At 63.3% G+C, this 24939-nt stretch carries 25 protein-coding genes; 15 read left to right on the forward strand and 10 right to left on the reverse strand.

The genetic code is table 11. The features are described from left to right. The first annotated feature begins 151 nt into the window (after positions 1-151). The 4 genes from GY937_14365 to GY937_14380 are packed head-to-tail and all read left to right on the forward strand — an operon-like array spanning position 152 to position 3608. On the forward strand, positions 152-1108 hold the full coding sequence (locus GY937_14365) for an SDR family oxidoreductase (protein ID MCP5057885.1): 957 nt from the start codon (positions 152-154) through the stop codon (positions 1106-1108). Positions 1109-1118: 10 nt separating this feature from the next. Further along, positions 1119-1889: an SDR family oxidoreductase gene (locus GY937_14370; protein MCP5057886.1), complete on the forward strand. Its 771-nt coding sequence runs from the start codon at positions 1119-1121 to the stop codon at positions 1887-1889. Then, complete coding sequence (locus GY937_14375) at positions 1886-3241, forward strand: hypothetical protein (GenBank protein MCP5057887.1); 1356 nt, start codon at positions 1886-1888, stop codon at positions 3239-3241. Before GY937_14370 ends, GY937_14375 begins: the two co-directional genes overlap by 4 nt. Beyond that, entirely contained in the window at positions 3234-3608 is a 375-nt protein-coding gene (locus GY937_14380) for an acyl-CoA thioesterase (GenBank protein ID MCP5057888.1), read from the forward strand. Before GY937_14375 ends, GY937_14380 begins: the two co-directional genes overlap by 8 nt. A 24-nt stretch (positions 3609-3632) precedes the next feature. Here the strand turns inward: GY937_14380 and GY937_14385 are convergent, their stop codons facing one another. From GY937_14385 to GY937_14395, 3 genes are all read right to left on the reverse strand, one after another. Beyond that, positions 3633-4733, reverse strand: a complete 1101-nt coding sequence (locus GY937_14385; protein MCP5057889.1) for an acetate kinase — start codon at positions 4731-4733, stop codon at positions 3633-3635. Beyond that, the gene (locus GY937_14390) at positions 4730-6070 is read right to left on the reverse strand and encodes an aminotransferase class III-fold pyridoxal phosphate-dependent enzyme (GenBank protein MCP5057890.1); all 1341 of its coding nucleotides are present in this window, start codon (positions 6068-6070) and stop codon (positions 4730-4732) included. The genes GY937_14385 and GY937_14390 overlap by 4 nt, the downstream gene beginning before the upstream one ends. 115 nt (positions 6071-6185) lie before the next feature. After that, the gene (locus GY937_14395) at positions 6186-7709 is read right to left on the reverse strand and encodes a carboxylesterase/lipase family protein (protein ID MCP5057891.1); all 1524 of its coding nucleotides are present in this window, start codon (positions 7707-7709) and stop codon (positions 6186-6188) included. Between the two features lie 193 nt (positions 7710-7902). Here GY937_14395 and GY937_14400 point away from each other — a divergent pair, with 193 nt between their 5' ends. From GY937_14400 to GY937_14420, 5 genes are all read left to right on the forward strand, one after another. Then, the gene (locus tag GY937_14400) at positions 7903-8205 is read left to right on the forward strand and encodes an amidohydrolase family protein (GenBank protein ID MCP5057892.1); all 303 of its coding nucleotides are present in this window, start codon (positions 7903-7905) and stop codon (positions 8203-8205) included. 141 nt (positions 8206-8346) lie between these two features. Continuing rightward, complete coding sequence (locus tag GY937_14405) at positions 8347-9192, forward strand: acyltransferase family protein (GenBank protein MCP5057893.1); 846 nt, start codon at positions 8347-8349, stop codon at positions 9190-9192. Between the two features lie 171 nt (positions 9193-9363). Then, a complete protein-coding gene (locus GY937_14410) occupies positions 9364-9885 on the forward strand; it encodes a TetR/AcrR family transcriptional regulator (protein ID MCP5057894.1) in 522 nt (173 codons plus the stop codon). After that, positions 9882-10757, forward strand: a complete 876-nt coding sequence (locus GY937_14415; GenBank protein MCP5057895.1) for a fumarylacetoacetate hydrolase family protein — start codon at positions 9882-9884, stop codon at positions 10755-10757. The genes GY937_14410 and GY937_14415 overlap by 4 nt, the downstream gene beginning before the upstream one ends. Positions 10758-10785: 28 nt before the next feature. Continuing rightward, positions 10786-11700, forward strand: a complete 915-nt coding sequence (locus GY937_14420; GenBank protein MCP5057896.1) for a glyoxalase — start codon at positions 10786-10788, stop codon at positions 11698-11700. Between the two features lie 37 nt (positions 11701-11737). On the opposite strand, the gene GY937_14425 is transcribed toward GY937_14420, so the two are convergent. Further along, the gene (locus GY937_14425; protein MCP5057897.1) at positions 11738-11998 is read right to left on the reverse strand and encodes a MoaD/ThiS family protein; all 261 of its coding nucleotides are present in this window, start codon (positions 11996-11998) and stop codon (positions 11738-11740) included. Continuing rightward, positions 11998-13881: an aldehyde ferredoxin oxidoreductase family protein gene (locus GY937_14430; protein MCP5057898.1), complete on the reverse strand. Its 1884-nt coding sequence runs from the start codon at positions 13879-13881 to the stop codon at positions 11998-12000. The genes GY937_14425 and GY937_14430 overlap by 1 nt, the downstream gene beginning before the upstream one ends. A 220-nt stretch (positions 13882-14101) precedes the next feature. On the opposite strand from GY937_14430, the gene GY937_14435 reads away from it, so the two are divergent. The 3 genes from GY937_14435 (at position 14102) to GY937_14445 (ending at position 17165) form a co-directional block, all read left to right on the forward strand. Then, complete coding sequence (locus GY937_14435; GenBank protein MCP5057899.1) at positions 14102-15577, forward strand: NAD(P)/FAD-dependent oxidoreductase; 1476 nt, start codon at positions 14102-14104, stop codon at positions 15575-15577. 72 nt (positions 15578-15649) lie between these two features. Further along, complete coding sequence (locus GY937_14440; protein MCP5057900.1) at positions 15650-16264, forward strand: class I SAM-dependent methyltransferase; 615 nt, start codon at positions 15650-15652, stop codon at positions 16262-16264. Positions 16265-16298: 34 nt separating this feature from the next. After that, positions 16299-17165 (forward strand): alpha/beta hydrolase, encoded by an 867-nt coding sequence (locus GY937_14445; GenBank protein ID MCP5057901.1) that lies wholly within the window; start codon positions 16299-16301, stop codon positions 17163-17165. Between the two features lie 301 nt (positions 17166-17466). Here GY937_14445 and GY937_14450 read toward each other — a convergent pair whose 3' ends face one another. The 5 genes from GY937_14450 to GY937_14470 form a co-directional block, all read right to left on the reverse strand. Further along, positions 17467-18105: a hypothetical protein gene (locus GY937_14450; GenBank protein ID MCP5057902.1), complete on the reverse strand. Its 639-nt coding sequence runs from the start codon at positions 18103-18105 to the stop codon at positions 17467-17469. Positions 18106-18152: 47 nt separating this feature from the next. Then, on the reverse strand, positions 18153-18377 hold the full coding sequence (locus GY937_14455) for a hypothetical protein (protein ID MCP5057903.1): 225 nt from the start codon (positions 18375-18377) through the stop codon (positions 18153-18155). A gap of 63 nt (positions 18378-18440) precedes the next feature. Next, the gene (locus tag GY937_14460; GenBank protein MCP5057904.1) at positions 18441-18929 is read right to left on the reverse strand and encodes a hypothetical protein; all 489 of its coding nucleotides are present in this window, start codon (positions 18927-18929) and stop codon (positions 18441-18443) included. 11 nt (positions 18930-18940) lie between these two features. Then, positions 18941-19744 carry a methyltransferase domain-containing protein gene (locus GY937_14465; GenBank protein MCP5057905.1) on the reverse strand — a complete coding sequence of 268 codons (804 nt, stop codon included), beginning with the start codon at positions 19742-19744 and terminating at the stop codon, positions 18941-18943. Next, positions 19741-20412: an L-2-amino-thiazoline-4-carboxylic acid hydrolase gene (locus GY937_14470; protein MCP5057906.1), complete on the reverse strand. Its 672-nt coding sequence runs from the start codon at positions 20410-20412 to the stop codon at positions 19741-19743. Before GY937_14470 ends, GY937_14465 begins: the two co-directional genes overlap by 4 nt. 45 nt (positions 20413-20457) lie before the next feature. Between GY937_14470 and GY937_14475 the strand changes: the two genes are divergently transcribed. The 3 genes from GY937_14475 to GY937_14485 all read left to right on the forward strand — a co-directional run bounded on the left by GY937_14475 (position 20458) and on the right by GY937_14485 (position 24841). Further along, positions 20458-21909, forward strand: a complete 1452-nt coding sequence (locus GY937_14475; protein MCP5057907.1) for a M28 family peptidase — start codon at positions 20458-20460, stop codon at positions 21907-21909. A 56-nt stretch (positions 21910-21965) separates the two neighbouring features. Further along, complete coding sequence (locus GY937_14480) at positions 21966-23018, forward strand: alpha/beta hydrolase (protein MCP5057908.1); 1053 nt, start codon at positions 21966-21968, stop codon at positions 23016-23018. Positions 23019-23251: 233 nt separating this feature from the next. Next, a complete protein-coding gene (locus tag GY937_14485; protein ID MCP5057909.1) occupies positions 23252-24841 on the forward strand; it encodes a thiamine pyrophosphate-binding protein in 1590 nt (529 codons plus the stop codon). Positions 24842-24939 lie beyond the last annotated feature (98 nt).

The following is a 24939-nucleotide window of genomic DNA, read 5'->3' on the forward strand; positions in this document are numbered from 1 at the left end:
AAGGTGACAGTCTGTGCGGTAGAATCCGGCTTCATGAAGGGGCCCTTGTTGAGGGGAAACGGGTGTCGCAACACGTTTCTACCGCAACTGGGGCCTTCTTCAATTCAGGAACGCGACTTCTTCATGAATTATTCGGGCTAGAGCCGGGCGAATGACGTCCGTCCTGGTCACAGGCGCGTCGGGGTTGATCGGCCGGCAAGTCATCGCACAACTGGCGGCTCGGCCCGGTGAGGTATCGCATCTCGTCGCAATGGATCTTCGGGACGTACCGGAGGAGGGGAGGCTGCCGGGTGTCAGGTATCTGAATAGCGACATCCGGAATCCACAACTCGGAAAGCAGCTGTCCGAGCATTCCGTGGATTGCGTCGTGCATCTCGCGGCGATCGTGACACCCGGTAAAGACAGTACCCGCGAGTTCGAATACTCGATCGATGTCCTCGGGTCGGAAAACGTGCTTGCGGCCTGCCTCGAAGCCGGAGTTCGCCAGCTCGTCTACACCAGCAGCGGCGCCGCCTACGGTTATCACGCCGACAACCCCGTCCCCCTTTCGGAGAAGGACGCCCTACGCGGAAACCCCGAGTTCGCCTATTCGGATCACAAACGCCTGGTCGAAGAAATGCTCGCCCGCGCGCGGGAGGAGCATCCGGAACTGGCCCAGCTGATCTTCCGACCCGGGACGATCCTGGGCGAGACCGTCAGCAATCCGATCACGGCCATGTTCGATCGTCCCGTCGTGTTGGGTGTACGGGGTTCGGATTCCCCGTTCGTGATCATCTGGGACGAAGACGTGGCGTCGGCGATCGTGAAGGGGATCCGGGAACAACGCAGCGGAATCTTCAACCTGGCTGGTGACGGCACGATCAGTCTTCCGGAGATCGCTCGGCGGCTCGGCAAGCCCTATCTCTCGGTTCCAGCCTCATTGCTCGCCGGGGGCTTGCAACTCGCGAATTCCCTCGGCCTGACCAAACTCGGTCCGGAGCAGGTGCGCTTTCTGCGCTACCGCCCGGTCCTGTCCAACGAGGCGCTCAAGAACGAGTTCGGATTCACACCCACGAATTCGAGCGGAGAATGCTTCGACCGTTACCGTGCATTCCACTTTGCGAACTGAAGCCGGCGAAATGCGTGGCAAGCATGTCGTCGTCACCGGAGCCGCAGCGGGCATCGGTGCGGCACTCGCCGAACGCTATCTACGTGAGGGTGCTCGGGTCGCGTTGTTGGACCGGGAGGAGATCGACGAGCCTCCCGAGAATGCGATCTCGATCCGCTGCGACGTGACCAAAGAGGCCGACTGCCGTAATGCGTTCAAGGAGGTGGTCTCGGCGTTCGGCGGTATCGACGTATTGGTGAACAATGCGGGCATCACCCATCTTGGACATTTCGGCGACACCCAGGTGGACGTCCTGCGACAGGTCATGGAGGTGAACTTCTTCGGTGCAGTCAACTGCACGAAGGCGGCTCTCCCCTCATTGCTCGAGCGAAACGGCCAGGTAATCGCCATGTCGAGCGTCGCCGGATTCGCGCCTCTGGTAGGCCGAACGGGCTACTCGGCTAGCAAACACGCCTTGCACGGTTTTTTCGATTCGCTCCGGGCCGAGTACGCCAGCCAGGGTCTGCGCGTCTTGCTCGTATGCCCCTCGTTCGTGGACACCGCGATCGGCAAGCACGCCCTGGGAGGAGATGGCGGCTCGGCACCCAGGGAAGCTCGCACCGGAGTGCGCAATCCGACCCAACCGAGCACCATCGCCGATGCCATCGTTCGCGCAGCCATGAAGAACCGGCGGCTACTTCTCTTCCCTCGCGAGGCGACCTTTTCATGGTGGATCTCGCGCCTCGCCCCACGTCTGTTTGAGCGCCTGATGATCCGTCGCACCGAGACGCCCGCTTCTTGAGCCACCAGAGCCTGCCTCTTCATGTGAAGAGCGGTTACGCGCTGGGCGACCACACCATCAACGTCCAGCTGGCCTCGGTATCGCTCTTCTTCTTGTTCTTCCTGACCGAGGTCGCCGGGCTCTCTCCCACCGCTGCCGGGTTGGTTCTGCTGCTCGGTCGCGCAGTCGATGCCTTCACCGATCCGTTGATGGGTCGCATTTCCGACGCGACGCGCTGGAAGCTGGGCCGACGTCGCCCGTTCTTTCTGCTCGGCGCCATCCCCTTCGGAGTGACGTTCGCCCTGTTGTGGTCTGATCCGGGTCTCGAAGGCGAGCATGCCGTCTTCATGTTCTACGCCTCTGTCTACGTGATCAACACCCTGTGCTCGACCCTGCTCGCGGTTCCGTATGTTGCGTTACTGCCCGAAATGGCCCTCGGCTACGACGAGCGCACATCGATGAACACCTTCCGCTCGGTTGCCGTGATGGGCGCCATCCTCCTTACGGCCGTTGGCATGCCCGCCCTGGTGGGTGCTTTCGGTGGTGGCGCCCCGGGCTACGAACGGGCCGGCCTGCTCTTCGGCTTCTGGATTGCACTTCCCTGGTTGATCGTTTTCGCCGTCACATGGGAACGCCCCGGCTTTCGTCGTCCCATTCGACAGGGCTTCGCCGCCGGTGTCCGGGGGCTCACCGAACACCGCACGTACCGCATTCTCTCCTCCCTCTTTCTCTCTGCTCGCATCGCCGTAGACGTGAGTGGTGCGATGCTGCTCTTCTATTTCACCCACTGGCTCGCTCGCCCCGGGGATTTCCCGCTTGCAATGGGCGCGATGCTCGGCTCGGTGATCCTCTCCTTGCCCATCTGGCTGTTTCTCGCCCGCACGAAGGACAAGCGCAGCATCTTCATTGCTGGTGCGCTGTGGTGGAGCGTAGGCTCGATCGGCGTTCTCTTTTGCCAACCCGAGCACCCACGTTGGGTGGTGCTCACGCTCTTCGCCTTCTGTGGCATCGGCTACGCGGTGGCCGACCTCATCCCCTGGTCGATGCTCGGCGACGTGATCGACGAAGGAGAACTCGAAACAGGCCAACGCCAGGAGGGGATCTACGGAGGCGTCTTCACCTTCCTGCGCAAGCTAGGAGGAGCCCTCGGCGTGGCCGCGGCAGGTTTCCTGCTCGACCAGGCTGGCTTCCTGCGCGGCGGAGGAGCCCAGGGCGAAAACGCGCTGCTCGCGATTCGCTCCCTGGCCTCGATCGGCCCGATCGTGTTCCTTTTGCTGGCGTCATGGATCGCGCTTCACTACCCCCTCACGCGCGAACGCCACCAGCAGATCCTGGCGGCGCTGGCCATTGCACGGGAGAAACGGGATGACTGATCGAGAGCGAAGCGGAAGAATGCTGGAAATCGTCTACCCCGAGGACACGAATAGTCAGGGCACCTTGTTCGGCGGCCATGCCCTGAGCCTGATGGATCGGCTCGCGTTCATCGTGGCATCTCGGTTTACCCGTCTGGCGGTGGTGACCGCCTGCTCGGAGAAGGTCGAGTTCCGTGCGCCTGTCAAACAGGGAGAACTCATCGAACTCGTTGGCACGGTTTCAGAGGTCGGCGGAAGCTCGCTGCGAGTGAGCATCGAGATGTTCCGCGAAGATCTCCTCTCCGGAGATCGCAGTCTCTGCACGACGGGGGAGTTCGTGATGGTCGCGGTCGACAACGACGGCCGGCCGACACCGATCGAGACCTGACCAAGTCAACCGCCGTTGACTTGGTCAGGTCAGGGCGGCGGCTGTTTCTCGGGCGATCTGCCATTCCTCGCGGGCCGAGATCACGAAGAGTGCGATCGGCGAATCGGGGGACGAGATTCGCTCGTCGCCGGAACGACACGCCTGGTTGGCCTCGTCGTCGAGCTGCATGCCCAATCCTCCAAGACGCGTGGCGATCCGCTCGCGCATGACTGCGGCGCGCTCACCGATTCCACCCGTGAAGACGACCGCATCTGCCCCCCCGAGGACTGCCAAGGCAGACCCGATTCCCCGGCGCACGCGATGGGCGAAGAGATCGACGGCGAGGCGGGCACGCTCGTTGCCCTCGGCTGCAGCCGCTTCGACCTGACGCAGGTCACTCGACACACCGGAGACACCGAGCAGGCCGCTCTCTTCATTCAAGATCGCCATCAGGCGCTGCGTGCCGACCTCCGGGCGTGCCGCCAATTCGAGCACGACGGCCGGATCGACGTCGCCGGAACGCGTACCCATCATCAGTCCTTCGAGGGGGGTCATTCCCATGGACGTGTCCACGCATCGCCCGCGCTTCACCACCGCGATCGAGCATCCGTTGCCCAGGTGGCACGTGATCCCCGTGAAGGAGGCCGCAGGCTTGTCGAGTAGCTGGGCGGCTCGATCGACAGCATAACGATGAGAGGTTCCGTGGAATCCGTAGCGACGAATACGATCGCGTTCGTGGTATTCGTAGGGCAGGGCGTAGAGGTACGCCTCGGGCGGCATCGATTGATGGAAGGCGGTGTCGAAGACCGCGACATGAGGGGCGGTCGAAAATACCTTCCGAGCCTCCCGGATTCCCAGCAGGCAGCGTGGGTTGTGCGTCGGCGCAAGCGGAACCTGCTCCTCGATCGCGCGCAGCACCGCATCGTCGATGGGAGCCGCATCCGTAAAGCGTTCCCCACCGTGAACCACACGGTGGCCCACCGCATCCGGCGAGAGCGCTTCGAGGGCGGGGCGCGCCCGTTCCCAGGCCTCGACTGGATTCTTGGCCTCTTCCACCGCACCTGACGCGAGTTCGCGCTCTCCCGAGACGTCGAACAAGCCCCAGCGAAGGGACGAGCTTCCGCAGTTGAGGGAGAGGACCCTCACGCCTTCGTCGAGAGCTCCTCGCGAATCGCCCTCTCCAAGGTCGATGCGAGCAGATCCGCTTCCTCCTCGGCCAGCACCAACGGCGGAGCGAGGATGACGACGTTGGAGAAGCCCGGCGTCGTATTCGTCGTCTTGCCAACGATCACGCCGTCAGCAGCACAACGCGCCACCACCGCGGCCGTGCGGGCGGCATCCAGTGGGTTGCGGCTGGCGTCCGCCTCGACGAGCTCGATGCCGAGCAACAAACCACGGCCACGCACCTCGCCGACGTTGGGATGATCCTTGAGGCCCCGAAGACGCGTGAGCAATGCATCTCCGGTCTTGGCCGCCTTGTCGAACAATTCTTCCCGTTCGAAGATCTCGATATTGCGGAGGCCTATCGCGGTGGCCACCGGATGCCCGCCATAGGTGTTGATGTGGCGGAAGTGACGAAGCTCATCCGGCGCGCCTTCGAACGCCTCGAACACATGTTGCTTGGCCACCATCGCTGCAAGGGGCTGATAGCCGCTCGCGATCCCCTTGCCGAGGGTCAGCAGATCCGGCTCCACCTCGGCGCGACGGTGCGCGAAGGAGACACCCGTGCGGCCAAAGCCGGTCACGACCTCATCGAGGATCAACAGCACGCCGTGGCGATCGCAGATCTCTCGCACCTTCGGAAGATAATCATCCGGCGGAACCAGCACGCCGCCGCCGGCGATGATCGGCTCCATGATGAACGCCGCCACGGTCTCCGGGCCTTCGCATTCGATCGTCCGGTCGAGGAGCGCGGCACAATCCTGGGTATTGCGGAAGCTGTCCGGCGCTTCGATGTGCAGGAAGCCCGGCGCGAGCGGCTCGTAGCCGAGCCGGCGCTCCGCCTGACCCGTTGCCGAGAGGGCGCCCAACGTGTTGCCGTGGTAGCCGCGGTAGCGGGCAATGATCTTGTAACGGTCAGGCGAACCCGTCTGGGCATGAAATTGACGCGTGATCTTGAACGCCGCCTCGTTCGCCTCCGAGCCACTGTTGGTGAAGTACACCTTGCTGGGGTACCCCAGCATCCCGGTCAGCTTGGCCGCCAGTTCGGCCGCTGGCGCGTGGGTAAAGGTGAGGGGCAGGTAGGGAAGACGCGCCATCTGTTCGCGCGCCACATCGGCGAGCTCCTCGCGGCCGTAGCCCACGTTCACGCACCAGAGGCCAGCCACGCCGTCGAGCAAGCGCTTGCCGTTCGCGTCTTCGAGGAAGACGCCGGAAGCTCGAACGATCTCGCGCGGCATGCGCGCTTCGATGCCACGATGCTGCAACATCGGGTGCCAGAGGCTCCCGAGGTCGAGTGCCTTCACGTCCGTACCATCTGCCATCTCTGATAGGCCCCGCCTTCTGCTCCCAAGGGAACTATATCCCTCTCTACCAACCCGGACGAATTCACCGAGGCCAGCAGAGCGCGACTACGGAGCGATCGGAACCCGTATGGGCCTACAAGAGCCCATCCCACGCTTCTCGTTCCTGATCCGCCGGACCCTGTTCATGGGCCGCATCTCGTCCGATGCGCAAGGTCATGCGGCGCTCGGATTCGTAGGCGGGCCAATGGCCTTCCGGCAGGCCCGGATGGCTGGGATCGCCTCCTCGTGCGAAAGCCAGCCACGCGTTCATCAGCTGCTCCGAGAGACGCTCGGCCTCGGGGCCAGACCCTGCGAATTGATCCGCACCGTCTTCCTCGAGTTTTCCGAACACGAAGGGCAATTCGACCGCGTGACAGGAACCGAGGGCGCCACCCATCATCGGTGACTCCCAGGTGAAGAGGTACATGAAGACCCGATCATGGTGCCGCTGCTGAGCCTCGGCCAGACGGATGGCGGGCATGCGAAAAACACGATCCGTTTCGATCGCAAAGTGTAAGTCCTTGGGTGTCTGGGCTTCCCCCTCCGAGCGGGCACCTCGATAGGCATCGACCACGCGCTTCGCCGCAGCTTCATCACCCAATTGGCTGGCGCATCGGGCGAGCAGCCCGGCATCATCGAGCGTCGCGAGTTCCGGGTCGAGGAAGCCGAATAGCTTCCACTCATCCAGGGTCGTACCGAGCAACAGATCGACGCCGCGCGCAGCGCCCGCTTCGATGGCGTCGAGCGGCGGCTCGGGAAGAAAATCGCCATCGACCGCGGGCTGGAGCGGCAAGAGTCCCACGGATGCCCCCAGCGTGAGGCCGATCTTCTGCTGGGCCTCGAGGAGCTTGGCTGTCGAAATGCCACGCAGGGTCTCGGCCGCACGTGCTGGCGCAACCTCGAGGCTTTCCAGGAACTTCCGCGCAACCTGATTCGCCGTTTCGCGATCGTGGACGTTGTGGGCCGCGCCGCTCTGGGGAATGGCCCGCTGGAAGAGGCCCGCCGCGCTGGGGGCACCCAACAAGCTCCCGACGCTCATGCCTCCGGCCGACTCACCGAAGATCGTGACGTTTCCGGGGTCCCCTCCGAATGCAGCGATATTCTCCTTCACCCACTCCAGCGCGGCGACCTGATCCCGGAGCCCCGCGTTTCCAGCGGCACCCTCGAGGCCCGGACATTCGTCCGCCAGGTGAAGAAAGCCCAGTGGCCCCAGGCGGTAGTTGATCGTCACAACGACGACGTCCCCACGTTGGGCCAGGGGTGCGCCATCGTAGATCACCTGGGAGGCCGAACCGATCGTGAATCCACCGCCGTGGATCCACACCATCACCGGCCTGGCTTCCGTGTCGGCAGCCGGCGTGTAGACGTTCAGGTAGAGGCAGTCCTCGTCCATGGCGCCCACGTCCATCCCGGGAAGCGGGAGCAGGACGGGGTTCTGGGGTGCGCTCGATCCAAATTCGAAGGCCTTGCGCACGCCCGTCCAGCTTTCCTCTGGCTCGGGCGCACGAAATCGAAGTTCGCCGACCGGCGGCCGCGCGAAGGGAATTCCCCGAAAAACGCTCAGACCCTCGGTCTGGGTTCCCTCGATCTTCCCGCTGCGTGTCTCGACGATCGACATGTCATCATTCCTCGGGGGTTGGGCCCAACGGCGGGCGGCGGAAGAGTATCGCCTACGACCCGGGATCGCGCTGCGGTAGCGTAGAAGAGCGGTGAAACCGCTCTGCTGCCTCCTCGTGCTCTTCCTTCCGGCCGCTCTCTCCGCTGCCGAGCCCAGTGCATCGGCGCTTACCGTGTTCACAGCTCGGAAGATCATGACCATGGAACCTGCATTGCCGGAAGCTTCAGCGGTCGCTGCTTCCGAGGGCCGGATCGTGGCCGTAGGAAACCTCGCCTCCATGCAACCCTGGATCGATGCACGGGGAGGAACGATCGATCGGACCCTCGAAGACAAGGTTCTCATGCCCGGCTCGATCCGCGCCGGCAAGCGTGCGGACTTCACCGTGCTCGATGCGGACCCCTATGAGGTGGGCGCCAAGGGCCTCAAGGAGATCCGGGTCTGGGGAACGGTTTTCGAAGGGGAACTCGCACCGCTACGGCCCGATCCCCTTCACTGAACGAGTCTTCCCGGGCGCATGTACCCGTTGACGGTGAACGGCTTTCCGTAGAGCGAATCGAGAATTGGGGCTTGTCGGAAATTTAATCATCTGTATAATTCACTTAGTCGATCGATTAAGTCGAGATCCGGAGGGGTCGACATGTCCGATGCCAGCTACGAACCCATCCCGTTGGACCACCTGAAGAGTGCTCTCCGCCCGATTTCGCTGATGACCAGCCCCGTTTCGAGCGGCCTCGAAGATGTGCCCCGAACAGGCCCGGTGTTCTTCGTCGGCAATCACACGATCTACGGAATGATCGATGTCCCGATGCTCGGTCTCGAGATCTACGAACACACGGGCCGGCCGGTGCGCGGACTTGCCGACCACCTGCACTTCTCTATACCGGGCTGGCGAAACGCACTCGTCTCGTTGGGCGCTGTGCGCGGCACCCGCGAGAACTGCGCGCGCCTCTTCGAGAAAGGCGAGCAAGTACTCGTCTTCCCTGGCGGCGGCCGCGAGGTGACCCGACGCAAGGGCGAGTCCTACCAGCTCATCTGGAAGGAGCGCATCGGTTTCGCCCGCATGGCCATCCAGCACGGCGTACCCATCGTCCCTTTCGCCTCGGTAGGCGTGGACGACATGTTCGAGATCCTTGCGGACGCAAACGACGTGATGGACTCGCCGGTCGGATCGCTGCTGGAGCGCCTGGGTGTCACCGAAAAGCCCTGGTTCCGAGGCGGCGAGATGATCCCGCCTATCTCGTGGGGCAGCGGTCCCGCCGGACTGCCGCGCCTCGAACGGCAATATTTCCACTTCAGCGCCCCGGTCGACGTCACCCGTTTCGAAGGCCGTCACGAAGATCGCGATGCTTGCTTCGAGCTGCGCAAGGAAGTTCAAACCGCGATCGAAGTTGGCGTCGGCAGGCTCCTGGCCAAGCGCGACCAGGACCCGGAGCGCTACCTGGCCCAACGGATGCTGCGGGCATTGGCCGCACGCCTGGGCTAACCGGCCGTTCGATGAATTGCCCGAGAGGATTTCCCCATTTCTTCCACCAGCCAAGCCTCGCACCAAGAAGACATCAGCACCCGTGAACGCATCCTCGAGGCCGCGCTCCAGTGCTTCTCGGAGTCGGGCTTCGACGGCGCCACCACTCGCGAGATCGCGGGTCGGGCCGGAGTGAACCTGGGCCTGATCAAGTACTACTTCGACGGCAAGGAACAGCTTTGGCGAGAAGCCGTTGCATGCGTTTTCGATGAGCTTGGCGATGGGCTCGGCGATGCATTGCAAGAGGCCGGACCGTTCGACGATCGCGAGCGCTTGCGTGTGTTGATCCACCGCTACATCCGCTGGGTCGGCCACCATCCAGAGTTCGTGCGGCTGATGCATGACGAGGGCAAGCGGGAAGGAGCCCGGATGCGCTGGCTCGTCGACCGCTACGTAAAGCCCTTCTTCGAGGCGACGACCTCAGCACTGCGCGCTGGCCAGGAGAAGGGACACCTTGCAGCGGGCATCGACCCCGTCCACTTCCACTACATCCTGATCGGTGCGGTGGATCTCGTCTTCCACCAGGCCCCGGAATGTCGGCGTATCAGCGGTCTCGACCCGGCGGACGAATCCTTCATCGAGGCTCATGCCAGCGCCATCACTCACCTCTTTCTGGAACCCCCCAGCAACGAAGAAAAGGAAACCTCATCATGAAGCTTGCAACGTTCACCGAAGACAACCGAACCCGTGTGGGCGTGGTGGTCGAAGACGGCATCGTCGATCTCTCCACGGCTGCACCGGACCTTCCCGACGAGATGACCCGGCTCCTCAGCGGTGGCCCCGATGCCCTCGCCGCCGCTGCTCGGGCAGCGAAGGGCGCCCCGACCCTTCGTCTCGCCGACGTGCACCTCGAATCGCCCGTGCTTCGTCCGCCCAAGATCCTCGCCATCGGCCTGAACTATGCGGACCATGTGGCGGAATCGGGAATGGAGACACCGAAGCTTCCGCTCGTCTTCAACAAGCAGTCCACCTCCGTCGTCGGACCCGGCGATCCCTTCCACATGCCGCGGGCTTCGAGCTCCCTCGACTACGAAGGTGAACTCGGCGTGGTGATCGGGCAGCGCTGTCGCCACGTTCCGAAGGAGCGTGCCGCCGAGGTGATCGCGGGCCTGACGGTGGTGAACGACGTCACCGTGCGCGATTGGCAGCTACGCACTCCTACCTGGACCATCGGCAAATCCTTCGACACCCATTGCCCGACCGGCCCGTGGATCGTGACGAACGACGAGCTGCCGGATCCCCATTGTCTCGACATCAAGACCTGGGTGAACGGCGAGCTTCGACAATCCTCCAACACGAAACATCTCATCTTCAGTTGCTTCGATCTGATCGAGCATCTCTCCACGGCCTTCACGCTCGAGCCCGGTGATCTCATCGCGACCGGAACGCCGAGTGGCATCGGCCTCGGTATGAAGCCGCCGCAACTCCTGAAGGTCGGCGACGTCGTCAAGGTCGCGATCGACGGCGTAGGCGAACTCGAGAACACCGTCATTGAAGAACCTGCCGACACCACCCGGATCGGTTGAACTCGAGCCCAGTCGAAGGAGAACCCAGATGATCAAGATCACCGACGTCGCATTCGTACGGTTCCGCGCGCCCGACCTGGACAAGATGGAGCAGTTCCTGGACGACTTCGGCCTGATGACGGTCCACCGGGATGAGAGCGTTCTCTACTCCCGTGGCAGCGATCCGGAGCCCTGGATCCACGTGGTAGAGAAAGGCGAGGCAGGCTTTGCTGGCGTCGGTTTCGACGCCGCCAGCCCAGAGGATCTGGAGACCGCCGCTGCGCTCCCCGGTGCGTCCGCGATCGAGGAGCTGGACGGCCCGGGCGGCGGGCGACGTGTCCGACTCAGCGATCCGGACGGCTTCTCGGTCGAGGTGATCCACGGTCGCGCGCCAGCGGAGGTGCTGCCGACGCCGCACGCCCAGCCCTACAACCTGGGCTACGAACGGCGCCGATTCAACATTCTCCAGCGCGTGGAACGAGGACCAGCCCGCGTGAAGCGTCTGGGCCACTGCGTCGTTCGGGTCTCCGATTTCGCCAGGAGCGACGAGTGGTACCGCTCGTGTTTCGGGCTCATCCGCACCGACGAGGTCTATCTGGGCGAGCCTGAGAACGTCGTGACGGCTTTCCTGCGTTGCGACCGCGGCGACATGCCCGTGGACCACCACACGTTCCTTTGTGTCGGACTCGGCGAGCCGGGCTTCGACCACGCGGCCTTCGAAGTAGAGGACATCGACGCGGTCATGCTAGGCCACGAGCACCTTCAGAATGCGGGAGGCTACGAACACCATGCCGGCATCGGCCGGCACGTGTTGGGCAGCCAGGTCTTCGACTACTGGCGCGACCCTTGGGGGAACGTCCTCGAGCACTTCACCGATGGCGATCTGCTCGACGCGGGCGTGAAGACAGGGAGCTTCGATCCCGCCGTTGCCCTGGGCACTCAATGGGGAAAGTTCGCGCCGTAGGCCCGAAAAGTACCGGCGCCCGCGTAGAGTCCCTCGCCTAGCCCCCGGCCGCCGCCTTCACGAAACTCACCCGGTCTCCGTCGGCGAGTTTCGTCTCGAGCCGATCGCCGTGGCGCACGAGGAGGCCGTTGACGGCTACCGCGGTCTGGGCCGTCAGCTTCTCGAAAACGTCTGGGTCGTCCGCAAAGCGTGCGCGGACGGCATCCACGATTTCACCAACCGTGTTCCCTGAAAGCTCCAGGCGGTGGGTACCCAGCTGTTTGCTCATGTCATACGTGACTTCGACATGAACCGGCATCAGACGGCAACCTTCAGCTTGTCGAGCGTCCGCTTCGTCGGCACGCCATCAGCGCTCCAACCGCGCTTCTTGTAGTAGCTGGGCAGCAGCTGATCCAGCGGGTGCCCCGAGGTCGTATCCGAGAAGATGGGCTCGTGGAGGATGCGATCGGGCAGGTTGTCGTCGGCCGCCGTCAGCCCCTCGCGCAGATTGAACATGCGTTCGAGGTTGAAGATTCTCCCACCGATCTCTTGCAGGTGGCCACTCGAGAACTTCGTTCCCGTGATCATTGTGAGCCATTTCTCGAACCACAGGAGCGGGCTGCCCTTGATGCTCTGGACCCAGCGGAACAACGGCCCGCTGTTCTCGAGCGCACCCGCCAGGGCGCGATACTTCCATGAATTCGGATCCATCTCGTGGATCTGCTTGGGAACGATTCCGTACGTGGTGAAGATGCAGAGCACCATGGAATTGATCGTGCACGCGAGGTTCTGCTGCACGATCGGAAGCTCCGCCTTGAGCTTCAGGTTCCGGGGATTGATCGTCAGCGGCCCCACGGACTCGAGATACATACTGGCGCCCTGGACGTGGCAACCGCCTCGATTCGTCGTGGCGTACTCCAGTCCCTGGGCGAAGGAGCCCCGTGGATCATAGGCGGAGAGTTCGAGGCCCTTCACGTGCGGCGCGAACTCCCGCCCGCCCAGTTTCTCGCTCATGCGGCGGCTTCCATCGGCGAGGTCCGCCCCGAGCCCGCGCCGGTGAGCGATGTCCTGGATCAACTCGGTCACTCCGGCCGGGTCACCGAAATGCAGCTTCGTATCGAGCATCCCGCGCTCGCCAAGCTCCATGGCGAAGCCCAGTGTTCCGCCAAGACTGATCGTGTCCATGCCGAGATCGTCTGCATGGTAGTTCCACTCGGAAACCTTCTTCAGGTCGCCGATCTCCAGGTTCGATCCCATGAGCGCCAGGGTTTCGTACTCCGGACCCTTCACCCGGCCCTTCCCCTCGACCTCGACGTCACGGCCGCAGGTGACAGGACAATGGATGCAGCTGGTCTTCACACCCTTGAGGTCGTTCTCTTCCATCCATTCGCCCGAAATCTTCATCGCGTCATCGAAATGACCCTTCTGAAAGTTCCGGGTCGGAAGGATATTGCGGCCATTGGTGGTGTTGACGATGCCCGCCGTTCCGAATCGCTTCATGCTCTCGCCGAGCACGGGGTGATCCTTGAAGATGGCGCGGACTTCCTTGGTGTACGCCTTGAACTTGTCCTCATCTTCCATGTCGAGCTTGCGAGAGCCCCACACGGAAACCGCCTTCAGCTTCTTCGATCCCATCACGGCACCGACACCCGTTCGTCCCGCGATACGCTCGTTCGAGACGATGCCGGCAAAGAGCACTTCGTTCTCACCAGCCGGGCCGATCACTGCATGATTCTTCTTCTTGCCTAGCAGCTCCTGGGTTTCGTACGTGCCCTTTCCCCAGAGGTCTGCCGCATCGAGGAACTCGACATGGTTTCCATCACCATCTACCTCGATGCGAACCGGCCGCTCCGAACGCCCGCTAACGACGAGTACGTCGATGCCAGCCTTCTTCATGCCGAGTGCAAAGGAGCCGCCGCAGGTTGCGTTTCCGATGCCGCCGGTGAGCGGGCTCTTCGTCACCACCGCAAAACGATTCGATTGGGGCGCGACCGATCCGTTGAGCGGGCCGGTGGAGAAGATCAGTGGGTTGGCGGGCCCGAGCGGATCCACGCCGGCCTCCGTTCTGTCGTAGAGCAGGCGCGTGCCGTAGCCCTTGCCGCCGATGTAGAGGCGTGCGGTTTCCTCATCGAGCGGCTCGAACGAGAACTTCTTCGTGCTGAGATCTACCTCGAGCAGGCGACCAGCGTATCCCTTGATCATGGGGGACTCCGAAATGGCACCCGCGACCGGGCGCGGCCGAGAGTGCGGAGTGACAGGTTGGACAGGATGGTAGAGCCGGTGTGGAACTCCGTCACACGCGGGAGAAAACGAACGCCCAGGATCGATCGCCTGCATCGGCACGATTCTTGCGAAAAGCAGGGTGCGGATGCGTCTACGCGACGGTAGGGCATCCGACGCGACGCCATCCCCAGGAGAGCCCATGCCCGCCACCTCATCGTCCAAGGAATCGCGTGATCTCCGCTTTATCATCCTCGGTGCCGGGATGTCGGGAATCCTGAGTGCCATCAAGCTCCAGGAGGCCGGTCTCGACGATTTCGCCATCTACGAGAAGGCCGAACGGCTCGGCGGAACGTGGCGCGAGAACCGCTACCCGGGCGTCGCCTGCGATGTGCCCTCCCATCTCTACAGCTACTCCTTCGCACCCAACCCGGATTGGAGCCACCGCTTCGCCCCGGGCGCGGAGATCCAGGCCTACTTCGAAGACGTCGCACGAAACCATGGCGTCGATGAACGCATCCAGTACGGCAAGGAAGCCGAACGCTGCGTGTTCGAAAATGGACGCTGGCAGATCGAATTCGGAGACGGAACCCGGGACGAGGGGAACATCGTAATCGCCGCGACCGGCGTCCTGCACCACCCCTCCTACCCGGAGATCGAAGGCCTGGGCCGCTTCGAAGGCAAGATCTTCCACAGCGCCCGTTGGGACGACGACGCATCCCTGGCAGGCAAGCGGGTCGGCGTCGTTGGCACCGGCTCGACCGCGATCCAGATCGTCTCGGCCCTCGCGCCCGAAGTGGCGGAGCTCACGCTATTCCAACGCACTGCCCAATGGGTAATGCCCCAGGAGAACCCGGCCTACAGCGTGGACGAGAAGAACGAGTTCCGCATCCACCCTGAAACCCTGGAGTCCCTGCGTTCAGAAATCTCCCAGCTCTTTGCAGACGGTTTTTCCAATGCGGTCGTCGACGCCAACTCACCACAGCTCGCGGCCATCGAAGCTGCGTGCCGTCTCAACCTCGAAACGAACGTCAAGGATCCGGTGCTGCGTGAGAAGCTTCGGCCCGACTACCGTGCGGCCTGCAAGCGCCTGATCATGTCGGAAGATTTCTACGAAGCCATCCAACGGCCGAACGTCGAACTCGTGACTGAAGGAATCGATCGGGTCGAGGAGCCAGGCGTCCTGACCGTAGACGGCAAACTCCACCAGCTCGATATCCTCGTGCTCGCCACGGGTTTCCGGGTCGATCGATTCATGCGGCCCATGGAAGTGATCGGGAGGAATGGCGTGAGTCTGGAAGACGCCTGGGCCAAACGTCCCTCGGCGTACATGGCCATCTCGATCCCCGACTTTCCGAACCTCTTCATGCTGAATGGACCGAATGGTCCGGTCGGCAATTTCTCGCTGATCGAAGTGGCCGAGCTGCAATTCGACTACGTCATGCAGTTGGTCGAGCTGATCCGAACCGGGCGCTGCACCGAGGTGAGCGCCTCACAGGAGGCGACCGATCGTTTCGAGACCAGCCGGGTCGAGGCCGCCAAGAAAACCGTCTGGCAGACCGGCTGCCGCAGCTGGTACCTGGATGACCGAGGCGTACCGGCGGCCTGGCCCTGGTCATTCAACCGATTCCGCGAGGAGATGGCGACGCCCCACTTCTCCGAATACGAGCTCTGCTGAAACTGCGCAGCGAGCCACCAACCGCCGACTTCTCGGATATCTTCGGGGAATGTCCAGCGGTACGAGATCCCCGTGAAACGAGACGCGTGGAACGAACGCTATCGCTCGGCGGATCTCGTCTGGGGTACGGAGCCAAATCGCTTCGTGGCCGAAGCCCTCAGCCGACCTGAGCCGGCCGGCCGTGCCCTCGATCTCGCCTGTGGTGAAGGACGCAATGCCATCTGGCTGGCCAAGCAGGGTTGGGAGATGTCGGCCATCGACTACTCGGATGTTGCCGTCGAACGCGGGCGCCAACTCGCCACCGCTGAGGGTGTCGATGTCGATTGGGCCTGCAAAGACGCGACTTCCGCCCAGCTCCCTTCGGACGCGTTCGACCTGGTCATCGTCTCCTATCTCCAGGTGCCCCGCGAAGACATGCAGGCCGTACTCGCCCAGGTTTCAGACGCCCTGGCCCCCGGCGGCCGGCTGTTCATGATCGGCCACGCGCTGCGGAACCTGACGGAAGGCACTGGCGGCCCGAAGCATCCTTCGGTCTTGTGGAACCCGGAAACCCTGGCGGCAGACATCGCCGCCGTCGAACTCCATGTCGAGCGCTGCGAGGAAGTGAGCCGGCCGGTCGATACCGACGACGGCCCCGAGAGCGCCATCGATGTCCTGGCGGACGCCCGCCAGGCCCGCTCTTCCTGAACACGGCTGCCCGGGCGAAGGGTGGGAGCTTTGCATGCACCGAGCCATGAAACTTGTGGGTTGCCTCGCGCTCCTGGCAGCCGTCGCTGCTCCGAACAGGGCCGAAGACTCGAAACACGAGGCGGACTGGATGGGCAGGCAGATGATTCAAAACGGTGAGGCCGAGCTGGAGGTGCTTCTCGAGGGAAACGGCCCGAGCCTGGTCCTGCTTCCCTCCTTGGGCCGGGGCGCCCATGACTTCGATGACCTCTCTCACCGCCTGGCGAAGGCTGGCTACCGTGTGGTCCGGCCGCAACCGCGAGGCATCGGTGAGAGCAGCGGCACCCTCGACGGTCTGACGATGCAGATCCTGGCGGACGACGTTGCGGCGGTGATCCGCTCATTCGGGAACGAATCCGTCGTCGTGGCGGGCCATGCATTCGGCAATCGCGTTGCACGCATGCTGGCCACTTTGCATCCCGAGCTGGTTCACGGGGTCGTCCTGCTGGCGGCGGGCGGGCGTGTTCCGATCCCGGACGATATCGGGCAGGCACTACGATCGAGCTTCGACGACAGCCTCTCCGAGCGCGAACGCCTGGCTGCCATCGAGCTCGCGTTCTTCGCAGAAGGCCACGACCCGGCGGTTTGGCGGGATGGGTGGTACGCGGCTGTGGCCGCAGCGCAGGGCAAGGCCAGTCGGGAGACACCTGCCGAAACCTGGTGGGCAGCCGGGGGGAAGCCGCTACTGGTGGTCCAGCCCGCCGAAGATCGCATTGCGCCCATCGGCAACGCCGAGCACCTGGCCGAAACGTACCCGGACCGCGTTCGTGTCGTCGAGATTCCGCGTGCGGGCCACGCGCTGTTGCCGGAGCAGCCGGAGGCCGTTGCCGCAGCAATGCTGACCTGGCTGCAGCAGCTGTAGGCTGGGCACTGGGCCTCGACGAAGTCAGGGCAGGAAGAGAATGCAGCAAGCCGGGCGTCGCGCCGTAGCCAACGGGTATTGGTAGGTGCGACCGAGGAGCCGCTACAAAGAACGAGTTCGTTCGGCCCGCCTTTAACGCCTACGAACGGGTTGGATTCCAGGCCGTCGAGGAGCTGAAGACGCCACAATTCGAAGGGTTGATGGGAGAGCCGGGCTTCATGCGCATGACCATGGCCCCGTAGCAGATCCCTGGTGCCACCCTCGGCACGTACTCCGTCTCGACGACGCGAAATCGAAACGGCTAGTCAGGTTGCGGTTCGGTCGCCGTCAGCGCGACGAGTGCGAAGAATGCCACGTGCGCAAGGTTCGGAGCAGCCAGGACGAGCACTCTCTGTGCAGGCCCCGCCAGGCCTCCGATCGCCGCGAGCAGCAGAATCAACGCCAGGGGATTGGCCAGGGCCATCCAACGCGGCAATGCCGTCGCACCGCTGGCCACTGCGCGTGCGTAGAAGCCAGACGCGGACAGCGCAGCCACACCGAGCAATACCCACAGAGGCAGCAAGAAAGCTGCCGCGGCTTGCAGTGCCTCGGCACTGTCGCCTTGTGCATTCGCCGCAGCGTTGATGATCACCGCCGTGACTCCGTGAACCGTTCCGCCAATCGCCGCAGCGAAGAGACCCGTGCCAAGAACGGCGCGCGCCGCCGCAGCGCGGCCCGGCGCGAGGAGCTGCGCCACAGCCCAGTACCCCAATCCGTAGAGGGGGATCGCGAGAACCCCGAGGTAGTGCCCAACGACCAGCCCAGCGGGCGGTCCATCCGCTGTGGTCAGGAGCAGCAAGTCGCCGGCGCTCGCAGCTACCGCGGCCAAGGCGGCAACGATCGCCAGCCTTCGGGGGTGCTGTCTTGCCCGTGTCGGGAGGGCGGCCTGGCGGTTCGTCATGTTTCAGGAGCGTACACCGCGAATCCCGAGACCGATCGCCGGCTGCGTCAATCGAGCACGGTGGCGAAATCCCTGTCCCACTCGTAGTCGAGATCGACCAGGGTGCCGCCTTTCACTGCCGTCTCAGCCAACTGAAGTGTGGCGAGGAGAATGGCTCGTTGGGTTTCCGCGTCTTGCGGGTGCCCAAACGGGTTCCCCATCGGGAAGTTGACGAAGGTGGAGCGGGGAGGAAGAACCTGCGCCGTGAGATCCCGACCCGTCGAGAGCAGCACTGTGGGGATTCCCGCTTCTTCGATGACGCGTGCGACCAGACCGACCGTCTGGTGGTCGAGGGGTCAGGCGGGGACCAGGACGAAGAGATCCACCTTGTCCTTTTCGAGTTCACGGGCGAGGGCCGGCGCTTCCTCCTCGATCACGGCCCGACGCTTGTAGATGCGGCCCATGAAGCCGCTCCAGAGGCGAGGCGCGATGCCACCGATCTCGCCCGCTTGCGCCAGCTCTCGCAGCCGGTCGATGGGAATGACGCAGTTCAGATCCTTGTCGGCATCGCGATGATCATAGTAGGCGTCATGGATCTGGAAATCGTCCGAGGGTGCATTCACTTCGATTGCATCGAGGCGAAAGTCATTGCGGGCGTTCGGATCCCACGGCTCGGCTTCCCTGCGTGAGACGCCCCCGGAGGTGAGCATCGAAATCGTGCAATCTGCCAGCGGCTTGCTCAATGGCGTGAGCGGCGCGTCCCGGTGCACGACCCATTTGTAGGCGGGAAAACCCTGAGAGCGATAGTGCTCGTTCAATCGGTCGACATAGCGAATGGGTTCCAAGATCTTCCTTCCTATCGGAGTTCCGGCGCAGTGGCGGTCACGAGAAATTGGGGGAGCACCAGCAAGTAGGTGCCCGCCTCCACCGCGTCCTTGATGTCCTGGGCGAACTGGTCGATTTCGGCTTCCGGAAGCTGGCCCGATTCCCGAGCGTATTTGGCCATGTTCAGCGGAATCGCGGCCGCACGACCCTTCGTATCCGGTCCGACGACGACTTTCACCTTCACCTCATCGAAGCCAGCACCACGCATGCAACCGAAGAGCTTCCGGCCGATCAGCGGCGTCTTGTACGCCATGCTGGCCGCGCCGAAGACGCGCCCCAATCGCTTGGGTTCGATCGGCTCCACCACGAGCATTCCCCAGTCGCTGTCGATCGCATGAACGCGGCCACCCGGGCGAAGCACGCGACGAAAATCGCGCAATGTCTCTTCCGGATCGTCCACGTACTCGAGGACGTTCTTGCAGACGACGCAATCAACACTGGCGTCCTCGAGCGGCAGCCTGTCATGCTCGATGCGATGGAATTCGATGCGCTCGCGAAGCTCTTCTCCATCGGCGTGGAGCCTGGCCCGCTCCAGAAACAGATCGTTGATGTCCACCGCATGCACCCGGCCGCTCTGCCCGACGCGCTGGGCAAGCTCGAGCGAAAGCATGCCCGGGCCGCAGCCGTAATCGACGACCGTCTCTCCCTCGCTGATCCCTGCGGGAGCCAACAGCGGCGCCATCTCTGGACGCCAACGAAACATTTCCTCGTAGGCCTCGATCCGATCCGGATCGACATCGAGCCAATGGTCCCGGTAGTACGTTTCAGCTTTCATTGAGCGGCGACGATTCCCTCCAGGTTCTTCGGAACCGGCGTCTCACGGCCATGTTTGAAACGAAGCGCGCATTGGCCGCAGCCAAGGCCCAGGGTCTCGCTTGCGTCGACCCCCATCCCCATGAGGCGGCTATAGGTCACGTCGGCGAAGTTGCAGTACGGCGCAAGCTCCCGGACATCCTGCTTCACATACCACTTGTTGACCGCGCACTCGTCGAAGACCATCGACAGTTCGCCATCTGCGTCGCGCTCGACATGCCAGACGAAATCGTCTGCGTAGCGACGCCGCTGGGACCTGCGCGCCTGGCGTTCGAAATACCAACGCCCTGCCGGTGAGAGCAGGATGCCTCCGATTCCGCGCAATAGCCAACCCGGCAGCCGCTTGAGAGCGCCGTCGAGAACTTCGTGACATACCTGCACCGCATCTCTGGCCGCGAAACCGTGCGCAGACATCGAACGATGCAACGCGACGATCCATCCGTTCACCGTCATCACGGGCTGGAAGACGTTTCCGATGCCCCCGATATCGGGAACCTGGGGCCGGACGCGTTCGTACTCGATGCGCGTCGTTTCGAGGATCTCGGCCGCCACTTCCCCACCGTGATCGCGAACCAGAATCGGCCGCGCTTCCCGAAGAAAGAACTCGAAAGCGCGCTGGGGAGAAGCCATGTTTCGCCTCCAGACAGGATGGTACCCTGGGATCATCGATCCTGCGTGCCCAAGAACTGGCTGGCGACCCTCGCTACCCGTACCCGGAAGAAGATGATGCGCGACGGCCATATCCCCACCACCGATGCCATCCACGACTGGATCGAGGAGATCTTCAGCTGGGGAATTCGCCGGCCCGGTTATGAGGCGGACCGGCGCGCAGAGGATCACGCGATCGGACAATTCAACGCCTTCGGCCTCGAACGCGTGCGCCGCGAACCCGTGGAGCTGCCCTTTTGGGAGCCGCTCGCCAGCTCACTGACCATCCACTCGGAAGCCACCCATTTCGAGGTGCCTTGCTTCCCACTTCCCCACTCGGCACCCACCGAACCCGTGGAGTTCGAGCTAGTGAAGCTGGATCCGGATGCGCCTGACTCGGCCAGGGGCAAAGCCGCGTTCGTCGTAACGCCCCTGATGGAGCTCCCTCCGACCCTTCCCGTCGATGCCGGCGGGGCCCTCGATGAGTTGGACATCGACCTCGATTTCCGATCGGGCGGCATCGTGCTGGATCCGCGCAAGACCTTCGACGGAGCGACGCAACTGCTGCCCTTCTCCCCGGCGATCATGGGCGTGATGGAGCCCTCCATCGCCGCCGGCGCGAGCGCCTTCGTTGGCATGCTCGAGGGCTACCCAGGCGACTCGTACCGCTACTACGTCCCCTACGACGGAATCGCGCGACCGATTCCCGGCGTGTGGATCCGAGACAGTGACGGCGCACGCATCCAGGCCCTGCTGAACGAAGGTCCCGTCTCGATCCGCCTCGAAGTTCAATCGAAGCGCGAGACGATCACGAGCCACAACATCATCGGCGAGCTACCGGGCGCTGACGAAGAGTTGGTCGTCATCGGTTCCCACCACGACGGCCCCTGGGCGTCGGCGGTCGAGGACGCTTCCGGCATTTCCCTGGTACTCGCCCAGGCACGCTATTGGTCGCAGGTTCCCGCCGCCGAGCGGCCCCATCGCCTCCTGTTCTTGCTGAACGCTGGCCACATGGCGGGCGGGGCCGGCTGCGAGGCCTTCATCCGTGACCATCCGGATCTACTCGAGAAGATCGTTCTGGAAATCCATCTCGAGCACGCAGCCAACGAGTTCCGCGAACGCGACGGCAAGCTCGAGCCGACGGGGGAGCCCGAGCCCCGCTGGTTCTTCACCAGCCAGAACCCGGAGTTGAAACGCATCGTCGTTTCGGCCCTTCAGGCCGAAGCCATCGACCGGGCACTCGTAATCGCGCCTGATGCCTTCGGCGATCGACCCACGACCGACGGTGGCGCATTTCACCCTGCGGGCGTACCCCTGGTGAACTACCTGACGGCGCCCTTCTACCTCTTCGACGCGATGGATACTCTCGACAAGATCCATCGGGAAAGCCTGGTACCGATCACACGGGCCACGATCCGGATGGTCGAGGCGACCGCCGGGATCTCTGCGGCCCGCATGGTGGAGGGTATCCTCGCCTAGCAAGTTTCTGGGCTTCCCATCCGGCAAAGCCTCTCTGACTGACCTACCCTGCCCGCATGCGAATATTGAAGTGGCTTGGAAGCGCCCTCGTGGGGCTGGTCGCACTGATCGTAGTGGCGTTCGTTCTCCTGGCGTTTCGGCCGGCTTCTACGCCGGAGCTCGCCGGCGAGCGGGCGGTTTCGGCGCTCGAACGAATCGAACTCGGCGGGTTCGAACAAACCGTCCTCTTGCGCGGACAGGATCGCAGCAATCCGGTCCTCCTCTACCTGCACGGAGGGCCAGGCTTTGCTCATCTCCCGATCGCTCGCTTCTACTCGGAGGAGCTGGAGCGCCACTTCGTCGTAGCGCACTGGGATCAACGCGGCGCGGGTGCATCCTGCGAAGGGACGGATTGGAGTCGGCTGAGTCTGGACCGCATCGTTTCCGATACGATCGAGCTCAGTGAGCAGCTGGCCGGGCGATTCGGGGGCGGAGGAAAGATCGTGCTGCTCGGCCACTCCTGGGGAAGTGTGGTGGGCGCCTTGGCCGTGCAAAGACGTCCAGATCTCTATCACGCCTACATCGGCCTGGGCCAACTCGTGCATGGGTTGCGCAATGAAGAGCTCTCCTATGAGTGGGTCGTCGAAGAAGCGCAGCGGCGAGGTGACACGGAAGCCACGGCGGAACTCGCCGGAATCCATCCACCCTACGCAACAAACGACGGTCTCCAGATTCAACGCAGCTGGCTGAACTCCTACAACGGGAGCATCTACGCGACCAAACGGGCGGGCGAAGCACTCGTGCCCCTCCTGCTAGGCAGCGAATACACCGTGGGTACGCGACTCCGCTTCTTCACGTGCTTCATGAAGAGCATCGGCATCCTCTGGAGCGAGGTCGAGGACATCGATTTCCTCACGGACCTTCCCCGGCTCGATGTGCCCGTGTACTTCTTCACCGGGCGCCATGATTGGAATACGCCGTTTCCCCTGGTCGAGGAATGGGAAGCAACTCTCGACGCTCCACGCGTCGAGATCGTGTGGTTCGAGGACAGCGGGCACATGATCCCCCTGGAGAATCCCGAGGGCTTCCAGCGCGCGGTGATCGAAAAAGTGCTTCCGCACACCCGCTGAAAGCGCGTGGGGCCTGCTTTCGCTTCATCCGCACGATCTCCTCTTGGAGATCGCATCGAGATGGACGAGCATCACCCCTGGAAGCTGGGGCCAGATGCCTCGCAGGGGATCGAACCTGGCCCAGTCCGGTCCCATTGCGGGCCCACGATGGCCAGAGCGAGCGCATTCAAGGAATTGAAATTGCGTGTGCTGGGTACGACCGAAAGAGCCAACCGAACGAAGGGAAACCCGACATGAGCAAGTTGGACGGAGGGGCACTCGTTGGACAGGCGCTCGCCAACGAGGGCGTGGAACGAGCCTTCATTCTCTGCGGCGGGCATATCATGCCTGCATTGTATGGCATGCGGAACGCCGGAATCGAAATCGTCGACATGCGACATGAGTGTTCGGCGATGTACGCAGCCATCGCGTACACGCGAGCATCGGGGAAGATCGCAGCGGTGATGACGACAGCTGGGCCCGGCGTGGGAAATACCGCCGCCGGAATGATGGAAGCAGCATCGATGAACATCCCGGTCGTTCACATCGGAGGCGCCGTAGCCATGGCGATGCGCGATGCCGGCGACCTGCAAGACATGTCGACGCTGACCCTGATGAAATCGGTCTCCAGGTGGGCCAAGAAAGTCACCAGTGTGAGCCGCATTCCGGAATACGTGTCCATGGCCTTTCGCCAGGCCACCGACTCGAGCCCGGGACCGGTTTATCTGGAAATTCCCACAGACCTTCTGTTCAAGAAGGTGGCCGAAGGAGAGATCCAATTTCCGCCGCGTGGCACGAGCAATGCCATCCCGGCTGGAGATCCTGTTCTCATCGAAGAAGCTGCGGAATTGCTCGCCAAGGCGGAACGTCCAGCCATGCTATTCGATGATGGCGCCAGTGGAACGATAGGCCAGCATGCCGAATCGGTAGCGGAGCTCTCGGATTTCCTGAAGATGCCCGTTGGTATCACGGGCTATCGGTGCAGAGGGATGTTCGGCGACGAGTCGGAAAACCGGCTCCTCAACACCAACGCGATCGGCGGGGCGGATGTCGTGCTGACCATGGGCTGCAGGTTCGATTTCCGCCTGGGAGCCGGCCGCTACATCCCAAAGGACGCGACGGTCATCCAGGTCCATACGGACAAGCCGCAGATCGGCTTCAACTTGCGTGCGGATATCGGAATCGTCGGCGGAGCGGGCCCCGTCTCTCGCCAGCTCCTCGACTCGGTCAAGGCCAGGCGCACGGCCAGGCCGGAGGATTCATGGGTCGGCCCCGGGGGCAAGAAGTCGACCGCGAACCTGCGGGACGCCTACGACGACAAGAAGACACCCGTTCACCCCGGGCGATGCGCCGGTGAGGTCGCGAGATTCCTGGAGCAAGAGGGCAGAGACTGGTCGTTGGTCATCGACGGCGGAGAGGCTTCGGTTTGGATGGGCGGCGCGGCGACGGCCTATCGCGCCGGGCAGCTCCACGCGACTGGGCCAAATGGCACCATCGGAACAGGCCCGGGCCTGGTCATTGGAGCTTGGGCGGCCGATCGAAAGCCGGTCATGTGGTACACGGGCGACGGTAGTTTCGGATTCTATGCGATGGAAATGGAAACCATGGCGAGGCTGGGCATTCCCGTGGTCTGCGTCATATCGAATGATTCCAGCTGGGGCATGATCAGCCTGGTCGAAAAGCACATCCGACCCGAGGAGATCGAGAAGAGGGGCTCCTGCAACACCGATCTCCACCCCATGCGGGCCTACGAGAAGATGGTCGCCCTGTGGGAAGGATATGGAGAGCAGGGTGCGTCCAGCTTAACGCGAATAATTCATGAAGAAGTCGTGGTCTTGAATTGAAGAAGGCCCCAGTTGCGGTAGAAACGAGTTGCAACACGCGTTTCCCCTCAACAAGGGCCCCTTCATGAAGCCGGATTCTACCGCACAGGCTGTCATCT

It is taken from the genome of bacterium, assembly GCA_024228115.1.
Taxonomy (GTDB): domain Bacteria; phylum Myxococcota_A; class UBA9160; order UBA9160; family UBA6930.